5 protein-coding genes (1 of these 5 only partly in view) are annotated in these 20,393 nt (G+C 67.3%); 1 reads left to right on the forward strand and 4 read right to left on the reverse strand.

Translation table 11 applies throughout. From position 1 onward, the window contains the following. The 3 genes from ACZ5Z2_RS10930 to ACZ5Z2_RS10940 form a co-directional block, all read right to left on the reverse strand. Positions 1–13,748: the beginning of an amino acid adenylation domain-containing protein gene (locus ACZ5Z2_RS10930; protein ID WP_464758601.1), read on the reverse strand. Its footprint begins 22,942 nt before the window's first position; only the first 13,748 of its 36,690 coding nucleotides appear in the window; it begins with the start codon at positions 13,746–13,748; its stop codon lies beyond the left edge, outside the window. 101 nt (positions 13,749–13,849) lie between these two features. Beyond that, positions 13,850–17,332 carry an ACP S-malonyltransferase gene (fabD, locus tag ACZ5Z2_RS10935; RefSeq protein ID WP_464758602.1) on the reverse strand — a complete coding sequence of 1,161 codons (3,483 nt, stop codon included), beginning with the start codon at positions 17,330–17,332 and terminating at the stop codon, positions 13,850–13,852. Positions 17,333–17,639: 307 nt separating this feature from the next. Continuing rightward, positions 17,640–17,840, reverse strand: a complete 201-nt coding sequence (locus tag ACZ5Z2_RS10940) for an MbtH family protein (protein ID WP_464758603.1) — start codon at positions 17,838–17,840, stop codon at positions 17,640–17,642. 1,248 nt (positions 17,841–19,088) lie between these two features. Here ACZ5Z2_RS10940 and ACZ5Z2_RS10945 point away from each other — a divergent pair. After that, a protein-coding gene (locus tag ACZ5Z2_RS10945; RefSeq protein WP_464758604.1) for an IS3 family transposase occupies positions 19,089–20,245 on the forward strand; the annotation gives its coding sequence in 2 pieces (ribosomal slippage) (positions 19,089–19,329 and positions 19,329–20,245; 1,158 coding nt in all). Here the strand turns inward: ACZ5Z2_RS10945 and ACZ5Z2_RS10950 are convergent. Then, complete coding sequence (locus tag ACZ5Z2_RS10950; protein WP_464761696.1) at positions 20,219–20,386, reverse strand: integrase core domain-containing protein; 168 nt, start codon at positions 20,384–20,386, stop codon at positions 20,219–20,221. The genes ACZ5Z2_RS10945 and ACZ5Z2_RS10950 overlap by 27 nt on opposite strands. Positions 20,387–20,393: the final 7 nt, after the last annotated feature.

The raw sequence follows: 20,393 nt of genomic DNA on the forward strand, positions 1-20,393 counted from the left end.
TCGCCGGCCAGGTAGGCCTGCAGTTTCTCGCGCAACTCGTCCAGCGAATTCGCCAGCAGGGCCAGGCGCTCTTCCATCGCTTCGCGCCCCACCTGCAAGGTGTAGGCGAGATCGGCCAGCGCGATATCTTCGTCTGCCTCCACCGCTGCCAGCAGGCGGCGCGCCTGGGCCTGCAGCTGTTCCGCCGTGCGCGCCGACAGCACCACCAGCGCCGGGCCGTCCAACGCCACCGCCGCCTCCACCGGCGCTCGGTATTCCTCGATCAGCACGTGCGCATTCGCCCCGCCCGCACCGAACGAGGACACCCCCGCGATACGCGGCTGCTCCCGCTTCGTTCCGTCGATCTCCACCACCGGACGTGGCCACGGCGCCAGCGCCTGCTGCACCACGAACGGCGTCTGCGCGAAGTCGATGTTCGGGTTCAGCACGCTTGCGTGCAGGCTCGGCGCCAGCTGCCCGTGCTTCAGCTGCAGCAGCACCTTGGTCACCCCGGCGATGCCCGCCGCGCTCTCGCAATGCCCGATGTTCGACTTCGCCGAGCCGATCGCGCAGTACTGCCGATCCTGCGTCCACTGCCCGAACGCCTTGCTCAACCCCGCGATCTCGATCGGGTCGCCCAGGCTGGTGCCGGTGCCGTGCGCTTCGATGTAGCTGATCGACCGCGCGTCCACACCGCTCTCGCGCAACGCCCGCTCGATCACCTTCGCCTGCGCGTTCGGGTTCGGCACCGTGTACCCGTTGGTCTTGCCACCGTGGTTGATCGCCGTCGCCCGGATCACCCCGTAGATGTGGTCGCCGTCCGCCTGCGCCTGCGCCAGCGGCTTCAGCAGCACCGCGCCCACGCCCTCGCCCGGCACATACCCTTCGCCCCCTTCGCCGAAGCTCTCGCAGCGGCCCTTTCCGGAGATGAACTTGCCCTGCGCCAGCATCAGGTACTTGTTCGGATGCACCGACACGTTCACCCCGCCGGCGATCGCCACCGCGCAGCCACCACGCTGCAATGCCTGGCAGGCCAGATGGATTGCCGTCAGCGACGACGAGCACATGGTGTCCAGCATCAGGCTGGGGCCGTGGAAATTGTTGAAGTACGAGATGCGGTTGGCGATCGAGGCAGGACTGCCCGGTATCGCGATCGGTCGGCCCAGTGCCTGCTCCTGCGCGCCGAACATGCGGTATTCCTCGTACATCACGCCGACGAACACGCCGACGTCGCCCTCTGCCGCCACGTTCTCGCGGGTGTAGCCGGCATCTTCCAATGTCGCGTGCACGCACTCCAGGAACAGCCGCTCCTGCGGATCCATCAGCTCCGCTTCGCGCGGCGAAATGTTGAAGAACAGCGGATCGAAACGATCCACCCCGTCGATGAAACCGCCCCACTTGCCGTAGCACTTGCCCGGCTTGCTACGGTCTTCGTCGTAGTGTTTGCGGTGATCCCAGCGTTCCAGCGGAATCTCGGTGATGCTGTCGCGGCCCTGGCTGAGGTTGGCCCAGAACTGTGCCAGATCCGCCGCCTGCGGATAACGCCCAGCCACGCCGATGATGGCGATGTCGCCTACCGCGGCGGCACCCTCCGTGTGCTGGCCACGACTGCTCTCGTAGCCTGCGCGACGCCCAACCGGCGGGGTTTCCGAGACTTTACGGCCAAGCGCGGGGGCCGCCACCACGGCCGTCGCGGCACGGGCTTCGCCGAGCAGCCCAAGCATGGACTCGCGATGCTGCTGCACGAAATAGCCGCTCAAGGCCGCCAAGGTCTGGTACTCGAAGAACAAGGTCTTCGGCAGCGGCCCGAACTGCCGTTCCAGCGCCCGCGTGAGATCGAGCACCATGATCGAATCGATACCGTAGGTCTCCAGTGGCGTGCGCGGATCGATCGCATGCGCCGGCAGCTTCAGCCTCGTCGCCAAGAAGCGCACGAAATGGCGCAGCGCGCGTTCCTCGAAGTCGTCGGCCGCTTCCCCCACGACCGTTTCGGCCGACGTCGTTTCCGCCGACGCCGGCGATACGTCGGCGTCGCCGCTCGCCTGCCTAGCCGCTGCAGCGTCGGCGGCGACCGCGCCGTTTTCCGGCACCAGCGCCTTCAAGCTCAGGCCAAGGCAACGCAGGCAGACCCGGCCATCGCCATCGCACAAGTCGATGTCCACCACCTGCACGGCTGCGCCGGCCGCACGGCCTTCGCTGGGTCGCACCACCGCCCACAAACTGTCCGGGCAAGCCTCGACGATCTCCAGGCGATCGAGCGCGAACGGCAGCATGAGCGCCGGCGCGTGCCCTGCCCCGATGCTCAGGCCGATCGCGGCCTGCCAGGCCGCGTCGAGCAGGCTAGGATGCATTCCATAGCGATCGCGGGTGCCCTGCCGCGACGGCGGCAACTCGATGCGGGCGAGCGCCAGGCCAGTGCCGGCGAACAGCTCGCGCATGCCCTGGAAGCTTTCACCGTAGTGCAGGCCAAGCTCGGCGAAACGCGCATAGCAGGACGCGGCATCCAGATGTGCTTGCGTGCATTGCCGCCGCAAGGCCTCGAGGTCATGGCGTACCGCAGTATCCTCACCGACGGCCGCGGTCAGTACCCCACGGCTGTAGATTTCGGCGACGCCCTCCGCGGATTCGGCATGGATCTGGTAGCCGATGTCGCCGCGCGGCTCCGGATACAGCGACACATGCAGATCCAGGCCGTCGTCGCCTACCGCGGCGGGACGCTCCCACACGATGTCCTTCAGATGCAGGCGGCCAGCGCCGTCGCGGGCCGCGACTGCGGCGAAGTGCGCCATCTCCAGTTGGGCCACGCCCGGCAACAGCTTGCGCTCGCGTACCACGTGCTCGGCCAGGAAAAATTCGCTGCCCTCGAGTCGGCTGCTATAGCGCGGGCCGAGCAGGTTCGAGGTATTCCTCTGCACCAGTGGATGCAGCACGCTCCAGGCCGCGGTGGCAGCCGGCAGGTTCACGTCGCCTGCTGCCACCCAGCAGCGCTCTCTGGCGAAGGGATACGTGGGCAGGCTGATGCGGCGCGGCCTGCGCTCGCCGTACAGACCAGCCCAGTCCACCCGTTCGCCCGCCACCCAATGCGACAGCAACTCGCCCCACCGGCCCTGTTCGGCCCAACTGCGCAGCTGCGCCATGCGGGTCTCGTCCGGCGTTGCCGCCTGCTTCTCGCGACGCGCCCGGCCACGCTGCATGCCGTCGGCGTTGCCGTCGAGATAGGCGGCCAGCCGCTGGCGCAGTTCACCCAGCGAGCCGACCACCAGGCCGAGGCGTTCCTCCATGCCTTCACGGCCCACCTGCAGGGTGTAGGCCAGGTCGGCCAGCGTCGTCGACGACGACGCCGGCGCATCCAGGAAGGCCAGCAACTGCTGCACCTGCACCTGCAAGCGCTCGGCATCGCGCGCCGACAGCACCACCGCCGCCGGAGCATCCGCCGCGGGAGTGGCCGTGGCCGGCGCCACGTACTCTTCCAGCACCACGTGCGCGTTCACCCCGCCGAAGCCGAACGAACTGACCCCGGCGCGACGCGGCAGCGGTCGGCCTTGCGCATCCAGCGGCGCCTCCCACGCGCGCGCCTCCTGCACCACGTAGAACGGACTGCCGGCCAGTCCGATGTACGGATTCAGCGTCTCGCTGTGCAGACTCCGCACCAGCGTGCGGTGCTTCATCTGCAGCAGCACCTTGACCACGCCCGCCACGCCGGCGGCCAGTTCCAGATGGCCGATATTGGTCTTGACCGAGCCCAGGCCGCAGTGGGTACCGTTCACCGTCGCGTCGCCGGTGGCCGCATACAGCGCCTGGAAGGCCGCCTTCAGCCCGTTGACTTCCACCGGATCGCCCAGCGGCGTACCGGTACCGTGCGCCTCGATGTAGCCCACCGTGCGCGGATCGATCCCGGCTTCCTCGTAGGCGCGCCGCACCACCGCCGCCTGTGCGCCCGGGTTGGGCGCAGTGAGCGAATTGGCGCGGCCGCCGTGGTTCTCTGCCACGCCACGCACCACGCCGTAGATGTGGTCGCCATCGCGCTCGGCTTCGGACAGTTTCTTCAGCACCAGCATCGCCGCGCCTTCGCCGCGCACGTAGCCGTTGGCCTCCGCCGCGAAGGTCTTGCAACGGCCGTCCTCGCTCAACATGCCGGCCTTGTTGAAGCTGATGTGCAGGTCGGGCGTGATCAGCGTATTGACCCCGCCGACCACCGCGATGGCCGATTCGCCGCCGCGGATCGCCGCCACGCCGCGCCGCAGCGCCACCAGCGAGCTGGAGCAGGCGGTTTCCACCGGCTCGCTCGGGCCGTGAAAATCGAGGAAATAGCTCATCCGGTTCGGGCCGACCGAGGCCACCGCGCCAGTCGACGAATAGCCCTCGATCGCGGTCTGCGCCCGTGCGATCAGGGTGGCATAGCCGGTGCCCATGGTGCCGACGTAAATCGCGGCATCGCTGCCGGCCAGCGCCGTGCCTGCATAGCCGGCATCCTCCAGCGCTTTCCAGATGTGGATCATCATCAGGCGCTGCTGCGGATCCATCAGCTCCGCTTCCTTCGGCGAGATGCCGAAGAACATCGGGTCGAAGGCATCCACACCGTCGATGAAGCCGCCCCACTTGATGTTGGTGCGGTTCGGCTCGTGCGCGGGGTCGCCATACCACGCCCGCCAGTCCCAGCGCTCGCGCGGGATCTCGGTGATGCAGTCGCGGCCTTCCAGCAGGTTCTGCCAGAACGCCTCCATATCCGGTGCCTGCGGGAACTGCCCGCTCATGCCGATGATCGCGATCGGCTCGTTGCTCGCCGTCGTCGCTGCGGCCGGCCGCGCGCTGCGGCTCCAACCGCGCACACGTTCCTGCATCCTGGCCGGAGGCGGCGCGGATGCCGCTGCCGCCGGTGCGGGCGCCGTGGTCTTCGCAGCGCCCTCGTCGATTGGCGGAGCAAGCTGCGCGGCGAGCGTGACCTGATGCTCGCGCTGCAGATGGCCGACCAGGCCGTCCAGCGTCGGGTATTCGAAAAAGACCGTGGGCTGCAGCTCCAGCCCGTAGCGCCGGTTGATCGCGTTGCCGAATTCGGTCAGCGTGACCGAGTCGAAGCCGTATTCGCTCAGCGCCGTTTCGCCGTCGATATCCTGCGGCCGCACCTTGATCAGCGCCGAGACCAGCTCGACCAGCGCCGCCTTCAGTCGCTCCGCCAGGCCGGCTGGCTGGCCGATCGCCGGCGCCTGCGCCGACGCGGGCGCCGATGCGGTCGGCACAACGGCCGCAGGCGCCGGCCTACCCTGCACCACCTCGCGGATGCGCGCGGCGTCGCCGGCCATCGCCAGCGCCTGCCCCTCCCCGCTGGCCCAGATCGCATGCAGGGCCTGCATGCCCCGTGCCGTGGCCAGCGGCTGCATGCCGAACTGCCGCGCCAGCAGCGCACGGGTCGCTTCGTCGACCTGCATGCCGCCCTCGTCCCACAGCGGCCAGTTCACCGACAAGGTGTGCCCGTGGCGCTCGCCACGCGCCACCTGCTCGTTGCGCCGATGCGCGAACGCATCCATGAAGGCGTTCGCCGCCGCGTAGTCGGCCTGGCCCAGGTTGCCGAGCGCGCCGGTGATCGACGAGAACAGCACGAAACAATCCAGCGCCATGCCGCGGCTGGCCTCGTCCAGGTGCAGCGTGCCAGCCACCTTCGCCGCCAGCACTTCCCGCAATTGCTCGGGTGTCTTCTTCTGCAGGAAGCTGTCGCGCAGCACGCCGGCGCTGTGCACGATGCCATCCAGGCTCTCGAACTCTTCCGGAATCGACTGTACCAGCGCGGTCAGCGCCACGGCATCCGCCACGTCCACAGCTTGGTAGCGCACCACTGCGCCCAAGCTTTCCAGCTCGCGCAGCTTCGCCTGGATGCCTTCGTGCATGGGCGTGCGGCCGGTCAGCACGAGTACCGGATTGCGCACCCGGGTGGCGATCTCGCGCGCCGTCAGCAAGCCCAGCCCGCCCGCGCCGCCGGTGATCAGGTAGACGCCCTGCGCCTTCCACGGCGCCGCCGCGTTCGCCGGCGCCGCCAGGTCCACCCATCCCGCCAGCTGGCGCTCGCCCTGTCGATAGCGCAATTGGAACGCCGTGTCGGCGGCGTTGTCGCGCAACGCTTGTGCGGCGTCCTGGCCCGGCTCCAGCGCGATCAGCTGGCCGCGGAGGCGCGGATGTTCCAGCTGCGCCGTGCGCAACATGCCGCCCAGCCCGGCGAACAACGCGCCGGTACCGCTCTGCGGCAGCAGAACCTGCACCAGCGACTGGCCAGGCTCGCGGGCCAGCGACTGCAGTTGCCCCAGCAGCGCCTCCGCGGCACCGACAAAGCTCTCCGCCGGATCGGTGCCGACGTCGAAGGCCAGGCATGACGCATCGGGCAACTGGCCCTGCAACTCGGAGGCATCTATCTGCGACATGCCGCAGATCAGCACCTGGCGCCTCGTCCATGCCTGCGGCACAGCCGGCGACACGGGGGCGGCAGTCCAGACGGGACGCATCAGCAGGATGTCGCCCGCGGCGGCCGTGGCCAACCGCGAGACACTGCTTTGCCGCAGCGCCAGCGCAGCGCGCAGGCCGAACTGCCTGAGACGCACGCACACCACGCCCTGTTCGTCGCAGAGATCGATGTCCAGCCTTTGCACGGCACCCTCGGCTGGTGCGCCTTCGCTCAGTCGCACATAGGCCCACATGAGCGCCGCGCACGGCGCCACCTGCTCCAGGCTGCCCAGCGCGAACGGCAGCAGCGGTGCAGATGCCTCGGGATAAAGCGCGAGCGTGGCCTGCAAGGCTGCATCCAGCACGCTGGGGTGCAGCGCGTAATCGGCGAAGCCGGACTCCACGACGGCCGGCAAGGCGATCTTCGCGAGCAGCTCCCCCTGCCCGACCCAGCATTCGCGCAGGCCCTGGAAGGCCGGGCCGTAGCCCAGGCCCAGCGCCGCGAAACGGGCATAGCCGGCAGCCGCAACGATGTGCGCGACGGCGCATCGTTGCCGCAGCGCGGCCAAGTCGAGCGCCGTCGCCTGCGACGCTGCCGCCACTGCGACCAAGGCCTGGCTGTACCGCGTGGCTTCGCCGCCTTCGTCCTCGCCGTAGAGTTCGATCTCGAGATCGCCGTCGTCGCGCGAAAGCAGCGCCAGTTGCAGGTCGATCCCCGCGGCGCCGACGCGCACCGGACGCAGCCAGGCAACGCTGCGCAGCTGCACCTGTACCGCGGCATCCAGCGCCTGCATGGCCGCGCAGCGCATCATCTCCAGCTGCGCTGCGCCGGGCAGCACCCGTTCGCCCTGCACCAGGTGATCGGCAAGAAAGAATTCTTCGCCGCTGAAGTGCGTGCTGAAGCGCAAGCCGTCGAGGTTGGAGGTATTGCGATGCACGAGCGGGTGCAATCGCGCCTCGGCCACCGCAGCCGCTACTGGCACCGTCGGCCCGAGCGGAATCCAGTAGCGCTCGCCCGCGAACGGATAGGTCGGCAGGCTGATCCGGCGCGGGCGCCGGCCTTCGGCATACAGGCGGCTCCATTCGAACGGCACACCCTTCACCCACAGATCCAGCAGCTTGCCGTGCTTGCCCTTGGCGATCCAGGTCTCGACGATGCCGTCCATGTCGTCGTCGCCGACCAGGGCCGCCAGCGCTTCCTTGTTGCGCTTGACCTGGCCGCGATACAGCTCGTCGACTGCGGTGTTGCCGCCCAGGTAGGCCTGCAGTTTCTCGCGCAACTCGTCCAGCGAATTCGCCAGCAGGGCCAGGCGCTCTTCCATCGCTTCGCGCCCCACCTGCAAGGTGTAGGCGAGATCGGCCAGCGCGATATCTTCGTCTGCCTCCACCGCTGCCAGCAGGCGGCGCGCCTGGGCCTGCAGCTGTTCCGCCGTGCGCGCCGACAGCACCACCAGCGCCGGGCCGTCCAACGCCACCGCCGCCTCCACCGGCGCTCGGTATTCCTCGATCAGCACGTGCGCATTCGCCCCGCCCGCACCGAACGAGGACACCCCCGCGATACGCGGCTGCTCCCGCTTCGTTCCGTCGATCTCCACCACCGGACGTGGCCACGGCGCCAGCGCCTGCTGCACCACGAACGGCGTCTGCGCGAAGTCGATGTTCGGGTTCAACACGCTCGCATGCAGGCTCGGTGCCAATTGCCCGTGCTTCAGCTGCAGCAACACCTTGGTCACCCCGGCGATCCCCGCCGCGCTCTCGCAATGCCCGATGTTCGATTTCGCCGAGCCGATCGCGCAGTACTGCCGATCCTGCGTCCACTGCCCGAATGCCTTGCTCAGCCCCGCGACCTCGATCGGGTCGCCCAGGCTGGTGCCGGTGCCGTGCGCCTCGATGTAGCTGATCGCCCGCGCGTCCACACCGCTCTCGCGCAGCGCCCGCTCGATCACCTTCGCCTGCGCGTTCGGGTTCGGCACCGTGTACCCGTTGGTCTTGCCACCGTGGTTGATCGCCGTCGCCCGGATCACCCCGTAGATGTGGTCGCCGTCCGCCTGCGCCTGCGCCAGCGGCTTCAGCAGCACCGCACCCACGCCCTCGCCCGGCACATACCCTTCGCCCCCTTCGCCGAAGCTCTCGCAGCGGCCCTTGCCGGAGATGAACTTGCCCTGCGCCAGCATCAGGTACTTGTTCGGATGCACCGATACGTTCACCCCGCCGGCGATCGCCACCGCGCAGCCGCCGCGCTGCAATGCCTGGCAGGCCAGGTGGATTGCCGTCAGCGACGACGAGCACATGGTGTCCAGCGCCAGGCTGGGGCCGTGGAAATTGCAGAAATAGGAAATCCGGTTCGCCACCGAGGCCGCGCTGTTGAGCAACGCGAGGTTGCGCCCGCGTGCCTGCTCCTGTGCGGCAAACAGCTGGTATTCCTCGTACATCACGCCGACGAATACGCCGACGTCGCCCTCCGCCGCCACGTTCTCGCGGGTGTAGCCGGCGTCTTCCAGCGTCGCGTGCACGCACTCCAGGAACAGCCGCTCCTGCGGATCCATCAGCTCCGCTTCGCGTGGCGAGATGTTGAAGAACAGCGGGTCGAACCGATCCACCCCGTCGATGAAACCGCCCCACTTGCCGTAGGTCTTGCCCGCCTTGCTGCGATCCGCATCGAAGTACGCCGCATGATCCCAACGCTCCACCGGAATCTCGGTGATGCTGTCGCGACCCTGGCTGAGGTTGGCCCAGAACTGCGCCAGATCCGTCGCCTGCGGATAGCGCCCGGCCACGCCGATGATGGCGATGTCACTCGCTGCTGCCGGCGTGTCGCCGCGCCCGAAGGTAGCGACTCGACGATCAGGTACGATGGTTTCCGCGCTGCCGAAGCGCGGTCGGCGCATGGCCGGCGATAACGCGGGTGCAGGTTCCGCACGTGGCGCGGGCGCGACGGATACCTCGCGGCCGCCATCGCCCAGCAGTTCGACCAGGCGGGCACGATGCTGCCGCAGGAAATAATCCGCGAGGGCCGCAATGGTCTGGTACTCGAACAGCAAGGTCTTCGACAGCGGGCCGAACACCTGCTCCAGCGTGCGGGTCAGCTCCATCACCAGGATGGAGTCGATGCCATAGGCCTCCATCTGCGCTCGCGCGTCGATGCTGTGCGCCGGCCGCTTGAGCGTGCTCGACAGCAGCCGCACGAAGTAGCGCTCGGCCTTGCCCTGCCATTCGCCGTCGACGCCGGACGAGGCCGCTGCCACGATCGGCGCAGCGGCCGGCAACACTTTGCGGGACAACTCCGCCTGGAAGCGCCGCACCGCGCCCTCGACGACCAGCAGTTGCGGCGCTTCGCCCGCCAAGGCCTGCGCCAGCGCCGCACAGCCGCTCGCGCTGCGCAGCGGCAGCAGGCCAAGCTCACGCGTCAGCGCCTCGCGTGCAGCCTGGCTCACCTGCATGCCGCCCTCTTCCCACAGCGGCCAGTCCAGCGACAGCGTGCGGCCGCGGCGCTCGCCGCGCGCCACCTGCGCGCTGCGGTGCTGCGCGAACGCATCCATGAAGGCGTTCGCCGCCGCATAGTCTGCCTGGCCGACGTTGCCGAGCACTCCGGAGATCGAGGCGAAGCAGACGAAGCAGTCCAATGCGAGCTCGCGGCTGGCCTCGTCCAAATGCAACGTGCCGGCGACCTTGGCGCGCAGCACGACGGCCAGTTCCTCCGGCGTCTTCTTTGCCAGGAAGCTGTCCCGCAGCACGCCCGCGCTGTGGATGATGCCGTGCAGGCCGCCATGTGCCTCCACCGTTTCGCGCACCGTCTCGTGCACCGCCGCGCGCTCGCCTACGTCCAGCACGCGGTAGCGCACCGTTGCGCCCAGCGCTTCCAGCTCGGCAAACCTGGCCTGCTGCGTCGGCGTCGGTTGCGAGCGGCCGGTGAGGATCAGGGTCGGCGACTTCGCCCGCGTCGCGATCTCGCGCGCCACGATCAAGCCCAGCCCGCCGGCACCGCCGGTGATTAGGTAGACGCCATGCTCGCGCCATGGCATGGCGGCCGGCGTGAGCGCGAGTGCCGTCACTTCGTGCCATGCGAGTTCCTGGCGTTCGCCATGCGCATAGCGGATCTGCGTCGCCGCGCTGTCGCGGTTACCGGCAAGCGCCTCGGCCGCGTCCTGCCCGGGTTCCGTCGCGATGACCTGGCCGGCGATATGCGGATATTCCCGCTGCGCGGTGCGCAGCATGCCGCCGAGGCCGGCGAACAGGCTGGCCGCGCCCTCGCACGGAACGATCACTTGCACCAGATGCCGCCCTGGCTCACGGCCCAGCGCCTGCAAATGGTGCTGCAAGGCCGTCGCCGCTACCGCATAAGCCTGCGCGGCGTCGCCTTCGATTTCGAAGGCCATGCATTCGGCGTCGGGCAGGCGCGCGCGCACCGCTTCCACCGTCGTGGCGCCGTCGCACAGCAGAACTAGGTGCTTCGCTGGAACCGCCGCGGAAAACTCGGCAGGCTGTGCGACCCAGATCGGTTGCAGCAGCGCGGTGCGCACCGCCTCGTCGCCGCCCGCCGCAGTCACGGCACGGGCGCAGAAACCGCCTAGGCGCGCCTGCACCCGGCCATCGCCGTCGCACAGCTCGATGTCGAATTTCTGCAGGGCATCACCCGCCGCACTCCCGGCGCTGCGGCGGATCACCGCCCACATGCCATCCCGGCACGGCCCGAACACCTCGAGCGAGCCCAGCGCGAACGGCAGGATCAAGGCAGCCTTGTCCAGGCCGCCGCCGGCCTCGGCCTGGAAGGCGATCGCTGCCTGCAATGCCGCGTCGAGCGTGCTCGGGTGCAGGACATAGCTCGCCTGCTGCGCCTGCAGCGACGACGGCAGCACGATACGCGCCAGGGCCAGCCCTTCGCCGATCAGCAGTTCTTCCAGCCCGCGATGGGCCGGGCCATAGGCCAGCCCCATGCGCTCGAAGGCGGCATAGCGCCCGGCCGCATCGAGAGGCGTGCGGCGGCACGCGGCACGCAAGGCGGCGAGGTCATGCCGCGTCGTTGCGTCGGACGAAGCCGGCGCGGCGGCGACGATCGTGCCCTCGCCATAGACCACTCCCTCGTCACCGTCGTCGCCGCTGAACAGCTCGAAGCCGAAACGGCCGTCGCTTTCGGGAAACAGCGCAACATGCAGATCGAGCGGCTCCGACGCCTGGATCGGGCGCAGCCACATCACATCCTGCAAGCGATAGCCCGTTTCCATGGCCAGGCCCCGCGCGATCGCGCAACGCACCATCTCCAGCTGCGCTGCGGCCGGCAGCGTCGGCGTGCCCTGCGCCACGTGATCGGCCAGGAAGAATTCCTTGCCGCTGAAGCGGCTGCTGAAGCGCAGTCCGAACACGTTCGAGCTATTGCTGTGGAGCAGCGGATGAAGCGCCGCCTGCGCCGAGATTGGCTCCGGTAGCGGCGCGGTGTCGACCCAGTGCTTCTCACGCACGAAGGGATAAGTCGGCAGCGCCAGGCGATGGCGCGCGCGACCTTCATGCAGGCGCGCCCAGTCCGGTTCGGCGCCCTCAAGCCAGCGACGCGCCAGCGCATCGAGATCGCGCCGGGCCAGGGCCGTGGCCATGGCTTCGTCGGAAGCGGCGCTGTCGGCTGCCTGGGCCAGCACATCCGGCGCCAGCACGGCGGCGATCGCGACATCCGGCGCAGAGCCTTGCGCCAGCCAGTGCTCGAGTCGACGCGCCAGCGCATCGATGGAATCGACCTGCAGGGCCAGCCGCGCCGCCATCGCACGACGGCCCACCTGCAGCGTGTAGGCGAGATCGGCCAGCCCGGCGCGGCGGACTTCCGGCGTCGCGATGGCCGTCAGCAGCCGGCGCGCGGCCTCGCGCAACACCGGCTCGGTCTTCGCCGAAAGCAGGATCAGCGCCGGTTCGGTCGCCGCTTCGGCTTCCGCTGCCGGCATCGCGGGGGCGCCGAGGTATTCCTCGATCACCACGTGCGAGTTCACTCCGCCGAAGCCGAACGAGCTGATGCCGGCGCGGCGCGGAATCGGCCTGCCGTCCGCATCGTGCAGCGCATGCCAGGGCCGCACGGCGTCGAGCACGTAGAACGGGCTGTGCTCGAAGCTGATGCGCGGATTGAGTTTCCGGTAGTGCACCAGTGCGGGCAGCGTGCGGTGCCGCATGCACAGGATGGTCTTGATCAGCCCGGCCATGCCGGCCACCGACTCCAGGTGACCGAGGTTGGTCTTGGCGCTGCCGATCGCGCAGGATCCCTCGGCCAGTACCTCGCCGCGCTCGTGCGCCACGCGGCCGAAGGCCAGCTTGAGGCCCTCCACTTCGATCGGATCGCCCTTGGGCGTGCCGGTGCCATGCGCCTCGACGTAGGTCAGCGTGCCCATCGGCACGTCGGCCTCGCGCAGCGCGGCGGCAATCACGTTCGACTGCGCCAGCGAGCCCGGATAGGTCACCGTGCGCGCCCGGCCGCCGTGGTTCATCGCCGAGCCGCGCAGCACCGCGGCGATGCGGTCGCCGTCGCGGATCGCCTGCGCGAGCGGCTTGACCAGCACCATCGCCGCGCCTTCGCCGCGCACGTAGCCGTTGGCACGCTCGTCGAAGCTCTTGCAGCTGCCGTCCGGGGACAGCATGCCGGTCTTGGAGAAGGAGACGAAGTGCGTCGGACTGCACAGCACGCTGACACCACCAACCAGCGCCTGTTCGCACTCGCCGCGGCGGATTGCGTGCGCGGCTTTATGCAGCGCCACCAGCGAACTGGAGCAAGCCGTGTCGATCGGTAGGCTCGGCCCATGCAGGTTGAGGAAATGCGAGATGCGGTTGGGGATCAGCGCGGTGTGCGTGCCGGTGGAGACGTGCCCCTCGATGTTGTCGAGCAGCTTGCCCAGCCGGTCGCGGTAGTCGAAGGTGAACACGCCGACGTAAACGCCGGTGCGGCTACCGCTGAACGCCTTCGGGTCGTAGCCCGCATCCTCGATGCAGGCCCAGGCCTGTTCCAGCATCAGGCGCTGCTGCGGATCCATCACCGCGGCCTCGCGCGCGGACACGCCGAAGAAGTCCGCATCGAAGTACTCAACGCCGTCGACGAAACCGCCCCACTTACTCACCGACTTGTTCTTCTCGCTGGCGTCCGCGGAGTAGAAGGCGTCCTTGTCCCAGCGATTGGCCGGCACTTCGCTCACGCTCGATCGACTCGCCAGCAGGTTCTCCCAGTACTGCGCATAGTTTTCGGCGCCTGGGAAGCGGCAGGCCATGCCGACGATGGCAATGTCGCCGTCGCGATGGCCGGCGCCGTGCCCCGTGTCCTGCGCTCCACTCGTCTGCGAAGGATTTTCGTTCGTCGGAAGCTGAGTTGCGTTCATCGATCGTGCCTATGTCGTCTGATGCCTGCCTTCAAACACACTGCGTCGGGCGAGCCGGCCCGGATGGCGCGATGGCTCGCTTCGTTCGATCGACGCCTGCTTCAACCCACGGCGCGCGCAACCGGTGGCGGCCTGGCCGCTTCGCCGCCAGCATCCTCAGTGCGCACTCGCGCCCGCCAGGCGTCACCGAAGAAGCGCGCACACGATTGCGCCAGGTACTCGGCCGTCGCATTCATCAGCTTCATCGCGATCTGATCCACATGGCGCCGGTTCCAAGGCTCCAGTTCGGTGCCCTTCACCCACTGGTTGAACGAGCCAAGCGCGGGCCCGGTCTGGATCTGGTAGTTCACGCGATCGTCGGTGTTGCCTTCCATCGCGATGCGCGTGCAGTAGGCGAAGTACCAGCGGAACACAAGGGCCATCTTGTGCTTGGCGTTGGCCTCGGCCTTGACTACCTCGTGCTCCAGCTTGACCGAGCGGAAATACGCCGCCGTCTCACGCCAGATCTCATCGAAGCTTTTCTTGAAGAAGGTGCCTTCCAGCTGGCGCCGGGTGCGCTCCGGGATGTCGTCGAGGCTGTCGTAGTGGCGATACAGCGAGAGCAGCTTGTTGGCCCGTGCCGGGAAGAACACCGACTTCTTCATCACCTGCACCTGCGCGCCGATCTCGAACATGTCCCCCGCCGGCGCGTACTCGGTGTCCTGGATGTCGATCTCCTGCAGCATCGACTTGCCTTCCGGGCTCATGCCAGCTTCCACCGTGCACTGGTTGATCGATCCGGTCGCCACGAAATCCGCGCCGAGCATGAACGCTGCCGCTGCCGCTTCGGGCCCGCCGATGCCGCCGGCCAGGCCCATGCACAACGGCTCCGCGTAGCGATGGCTTTGCTGCAGCTCGTCGCGCATCCGCAGCAGCGGCGGCAACATCACCGCGGCGATACCACCGTCGGTGTGGCCGCCCGAATCGGCCTCCACGCAGATGTCGTGGCTGACCGGGATGCGTTGCGACAACTCGGCCTGCTGCGGCGTGATCAGCTTCCGCTGCAACAGCTTTTCCACGATGGCTGGCGGCGGCGGGCTCATGAAGGCCCTGGCCACTTCGGGCCGCGACACCTTGGCGATCACCCGGTGCGTGCAGACGATCCCGCCGCGCGCGTCGACCTGCAGCCCCTGCAGGCGGAACCGCACCAGGGCCGGCGTCATCTGCATGAAGGCCGCCGCCTCGACGTTGCGGATGCCGTGCTTGAGGTAAAGCTCGACCACCGCTTCTTCGATCGCGGGATATTCGTAGTTGGCCAGCAGGTTCATGCCATAGGGTTGGCCGTCCTTCAGCTCGCCCTGGATGCGCACGATGTTCGCCTCGATCTTCTCCAGCGACAGGCCGCCGGCGCCGAAGAAGCTGAGCAAGCCCGCCTTGCCCATCCTGATGACCAATTCGGCGGAGGCCACGCCGCGGTACATCGCACCGGCCATGTAGGCGTACTTCAGGCCGAAACGCCGCTTGAATACCGCGCTGCCCAGCACGCTCGCCTGCAGCCGCGGGAAACCCTCCGCGACGACGGCAGCCGCCTCGTCGGCAGCCTCGACACTGCCTGCCGCGACATCGTGCGCATCCCCGTTGCCGCCGCGCTGCACCGGCCTGGAGTCCGCGCCGTGCAGCGGCGTGACACTGGGCGCAGCATCCAGAATCGGCGTCTCCTTCGCCTTTATTTCATTGACCATCTTGCTGAGCACGCTGGCCCCGATCTCCTTGAACTCGAGCTCGCCGCGCCCGATCAGGTAGCGAATCGAATCCACCCACTGCACCGGCGACGCGATCTGCTCGGCCAGCGTCTGCGCCAAGCGATCCGGCTGGTAGGGGCGCGCGGTGACATTGGCTATCACCGCGATCGCGGGGGTGGCGAAGGAGCACGAGCGCAGGAATTCGGCGAACTCGGCCTGCGCCGCGCGCATGTGCCGCGAGTGGAATGCCGCGCTGACGTTCAAGGTCACGCAGCGCAGGTTTCTTTGCGCAAAAAGCTCGGCCGCCGCCGCCAGCGCGTCGCCTTCGCCCGCAATGACCGTCTGCGTCGGCGTGTTGAGGTTGGCCACGTCGATCTGCGTCAGACCCTGCTCGTCGAGGATCGCGCGGATCTCCCTGGCCGGGATGCCGACCACGGCGGCCATGCCGCCGCCCTTGGCCGCCGCCATCAGCTCGCCGCGCTTCTTGACCAGGCGCACGCCGGTCTCAAAGGAGAACGCTCCGGCCGCGAACAGGGCGTTGTATTCGCCCACGCTGTGCCCGGCGAAAAAATCCGGCGGCGCCTCGCCGGCGGCGGCAGCCTGCTCGCGCTGGCGCTCGTAGTGCAGCGCATTGACCACGAACAGCGCGGGTTGCGTGTATTGCGTCTGCGACAGCAGGCCCTGCGGATCGTTGAGGCACAAGTCGTCCAGCGCATAGCCCAGGATCCCGGAGGCGCTGGCGACCCGTTCGGGAAACAGCTCGAACACCTCCTTGCCCATGCCCTTGAACTGGGATCCCTGGCCAGGGAACAAGATGGCCTTCAGTTTGCGTGGCTGCATGATGCACCGTCCTCGTGGCTGGTGGCTGTCGTCGCCCGGCGCCGCCAGGCCTGTCGTTCGATCGCTGTTCTGCGCCGCCGGCCGCGTCGCCGCGAGCAAGGCGTCCAAGCGATCCGCATCGCCGCCGAACGGCGACATCAGCTGGTGAATCCGGGAGCCGGAACCGCTCGGCAGCCCGTGCTTCAGAAAGGTCGCCAGCGTGCCGCCCGGGCCCACGTCGACGTAGCGGTAGCTGCCCTGCGACTCGAGCTCGGCGATGGCCTGTCGGAGGCGGATGGGTTCGCGCACGGCCGACCAGAAATGATCGGCCGACAGATCGTGCAAGAGCCTGCCGCTGGCGCAGCAGACCACCGGCAGTTGGCCCCGCTTGAACTCGAGCGTGCGCAAGAAGGCCTGGTACGAAGGCCTGGCGGCTTCGATCCAGCGCGAATGGAAGGCGTAGTCGACCGGCAGCTGCCGGAATGCCAAGCCATGGCGGCGAAGATGCGCCTCCACCGCAGCGGCGTGCGCGACCGGCAGCGAGAGCACCGCATTGGTGGCGAAGTTGCTCGCGCCCAACTCACACAGCGCCAGCAGTTCCGGCGTGAGGTAGCGCTCCGACTCGCCGACCACGGCGATCATGCAGCCGCGCTCGCAATGCCGCTCCACCGCGAGCGCCTGCTCGACCACAGCGGCCAGCGCCTGCTCGGGCTCGAGATGCCCTGCCACCGTGGCGGCCACGAAAGTGCCCAGGCTGGATCCCAGCACCAGATCCGGCTGCACGCCCGCCTCGATCAGCGAGGTCGCCAGGGCGTACTCCACCATGAAGATGGCGGGATGGCTGTGCAGAAGATGGCTGAGCGGCATCTCCCGCGGATGGCGTTTGTCGAACAGCACCGCCAGTACCGATTCGCCACAGCGTTCACGAACCAGCCGATCCATGTCCTGCATGGACGAACGGAAACGCGCATCGCGCTCGAACAGCTCCCTACCCATCTGGAAATGCTGGGAGCCCTGGCCTGGAAAGAGAAAGACGGTCTTCATCGGCGTTTCGCGAATAAACCCTCGTTTCGCGCGCACCATGCGGCGCACGCGTGCCTATGACGTGCCTACTTGGAATCGCTCCTTCTGTTACCGTACGGAAAAGCCATTGCTTCGGCTGTGCACGGCGACACACATGGAGCACCACCGTAAGCATCTAGGCAGGCGCGCGGTACGCGCGCACGCGGAAGCCTGCGCATGGCGGCAACGGCAGATGAAATGTGTGCAGCATATCGATCCATCCGAACAAGTCGCTATTCCCTTACGGTATTCCAGCCTTCATGGCGAAGCCGGCTGGAATGCGCTGCGTTTACTCGCGCAAGGTCAACGGACGCATGTCCGTCCACACTTCGCGAATGAATTCCAGGCACGGATCTTTCAGATCCTGCTTGCCGGCCTTCGCCCATCCGTGCGGCACGGACTTGCTCGCCGGCCAGATCGAATACTGGCCTTCCTGATTGACCACCACTTCGAACATCTCTTCCGACTCCGACTTAGAGTTGATGGACATACATGTCTCCCGCAAAAGGAATGACGCGATCGACCCTGCAAGCCAATGGGCGCGACGCCGAGGAATCGACGCCCTCGTTATTGGAGTAGGTACATTGGCTCTGGCGCACGGGCCGGCAAAAGCGCGGGAGTGATCGACCAGCCGAGTGCCAGCATCCTGCCGCTCGATGAAATGCTTTTGCGCAGGCCGAGTGGCCGCTGGACGGTGAGATGCCTGTACTTTCGTGACGGGCAGACGGATTGGCCTGTTCCTCGTTCGCCGCAGACAGCTCGACGCACCTTGATCGAGTGCAATTTCGCTGCCATGGCAGGGGGAATTCCATTCGCCGACGCGAGCTGGAATCTACTCGGCCACGCATCATTGGTAGGCACCGCCAATTAGCCACATCCACCGTTCTTATCGCAATAAAAACGTTCTGGCACGTCTCGATTATGCCGCCCGGGATATGTCCATTTCGTAATTTAAAACAAATTGAGGTAACAAAACGGAGAAATCGCAATTCCATGCACCCCTCAGCCCTAAGCAGCACTCCAGGTAAAGCCAGTAAGCTGGCTACGACGCCATGTCAACGTGTTGTGCTCGCCCTCATCCCTTCGCCCCTCTGTATCCGGCTGGTTCAAGCCCGACAAGCTTCCATGGATGGCTCAAGCATAACGACTAATGCATTCGGCCAAATGCGACTGCTGGTCGAATCTATCATAGCTTGACCTGTCATGGAAACTCTGACTTTTCCTGCAGTCGAAGCCCTGCTCTAGTGATGGATCGTACTCGATGCCCCCAGGCAAATGAGCATGTCGATGCAGCATGGCGCCTGCCTCAAGTGGTGCCGCAGGCCAGCACATCGCAACGTGTTCCAGGCGGAGATGGATCAGGTGGCCCCATTGGCGGAGTTACGCGCGGCCATTGCGCCGCACGCCCCGAAGGATCTGGAGCCCCCGGCCGTCACATCGACGACTTGGAACGGATGCTGCGCATCCACTTCCTGTAGCAGTGGTACGCGCTCCGGGCGCAGAGGAAACGCTGTACTACTCGGTCGCGATGCCTTGATCCGTGGGTATCGACCTGAAGCGTCCTCGTTTTTCCGAGTCACCCGGAAATAGAGGTAGTGGATAGTGCCATGGCGTAAGCGACGGGCGAGAGGCCACCGAGTGAGCTATGCGGTCGTTGGTGGTTGTAACGGTGGTGCCGGGTTCCCCCCGATTTCACGGACACTTACGAGAAGGCCGATCGAGGCCCTGAGGAGTGTTCATGTCGAAGCGAAGGAAGTTTAGTGCAGAGTTCAAGCGCGGCGCGGTTGAGCAGGCCCGCCAACCGGGTGTCAGTTGTGCCCAGGTGGCCCGCGAGCTGGGGATCGGGGAGAACCTGCTGACCCGTTGGAAGCGTGAAGCCCAGAGCCAGGGCAAGGTGGCCTTCGGCGGAACCGGGACGCCCCGGGACGAGGAGCTGGCGCACCTGAAACGCGAGCTGGCGCGCGTGAAGAAGGAGCGGGATTTTTTGCGCGAAGCGGCGACGTTCTTTGCCAAGGGATCATCCTGAGGTATCGGGTGATCGAACGTTGCCGCGACGAGTTTCCGGTTCGGTTGATGTGCCGCTGTCTGCGTGTGTCGACCAGCGGCTACTACGATTGGAGCAAGCGCTCGCCCAGTGCCCGCCAAGCCGACAACGATCGCCTGCTCGGCCGTATCCGTGAACTGCACGAGGACAGCCGTGGCGTGCTGGGAGCGGGACGGATGCATGAGGATCTGGCCGCGGAAGGCGAGTCGGCCAGCCTGAACCGGGTCGCGCGCCTGATGGCGGCCGATGGCCTGCAGGGTTGGCCACGCAAGAAGCGACGCGGCCAGCGGGGTCAACCGGGGCTGGCCCCACCGGGCGTGCGCAACAGGCTGGAACGGGACTTCACCGCACTGGAGCCGGAGACCAAGTGGGTCACCGACATCACCGAGATCAAGACCGACGAAGGCAAGCTGTATCTGTGCATCGTGCTGGATCTGTTCGACCACCGGGTCGTGGGTGGGTCGATGCATCATCGGCAAGACCGGCAGATGGTGATCCGGGCCGTGCAGATGGCGGTATGGCAGCGCCAGGGAGGCGAGCCGGTGATCCTGCATTCGGATCGCGGCAGCCAGTTCCGCAGCGGCGACTACCAGGACTATCTGGTGGCCAATGCGTTGGTGTGCTCGATGAGCGCGGTCGGCCATTGCGGGGACAATGCGGCTTGCGAGGGCTTCTTCGGCCAGCTCAAGCGTGAGCGCATCTACCGCATGAGGTACCCGACGCTCGATGCAGCAAGAGCCGATGTGTTCGAATACATTGAGCGGTTCCACAATTCGAGGATGCGGCGCAGGCAGGCAAGGCAGGATCTGAAGTTTTCCACCCTTTCACAACCGTCCGTGATTTCGGGGTAGAACCCGCCAGTCCTCGGCCATGCGGCGCACTTCGTGCAGGCTGATGAAGACGTAACGATCCAGAACCTCGGTGCGGGAGGTGCGGTTAAAGCGCTCGATGTAGGCGTTCTGGGTCGGCTTGCCGGGCTGGATGTGCAGCAGCTCGACG

Source organism: Rhodanobacter sp. G1 (assembly GCF_055397855.1).

What these genes read in the sequence shown, in the direction of transcription:
- fabD (WP_464758602.1), bottom strand. Translation starts at nt 17,332, where the DNA reads ATGAAGACCGTCTTTCTCTTTCCAGGCCAGGGCTCCCAGCATTTCCAG.
- ACZ5Z2_RS10940 (WP_464758603.1), bottom strand. Translation starts at nt 17,840, where the DNA reads ATGTCCATCAACTCTAAGTCGGAGTCGGAAGAGATGTTCGAAGTGGTG.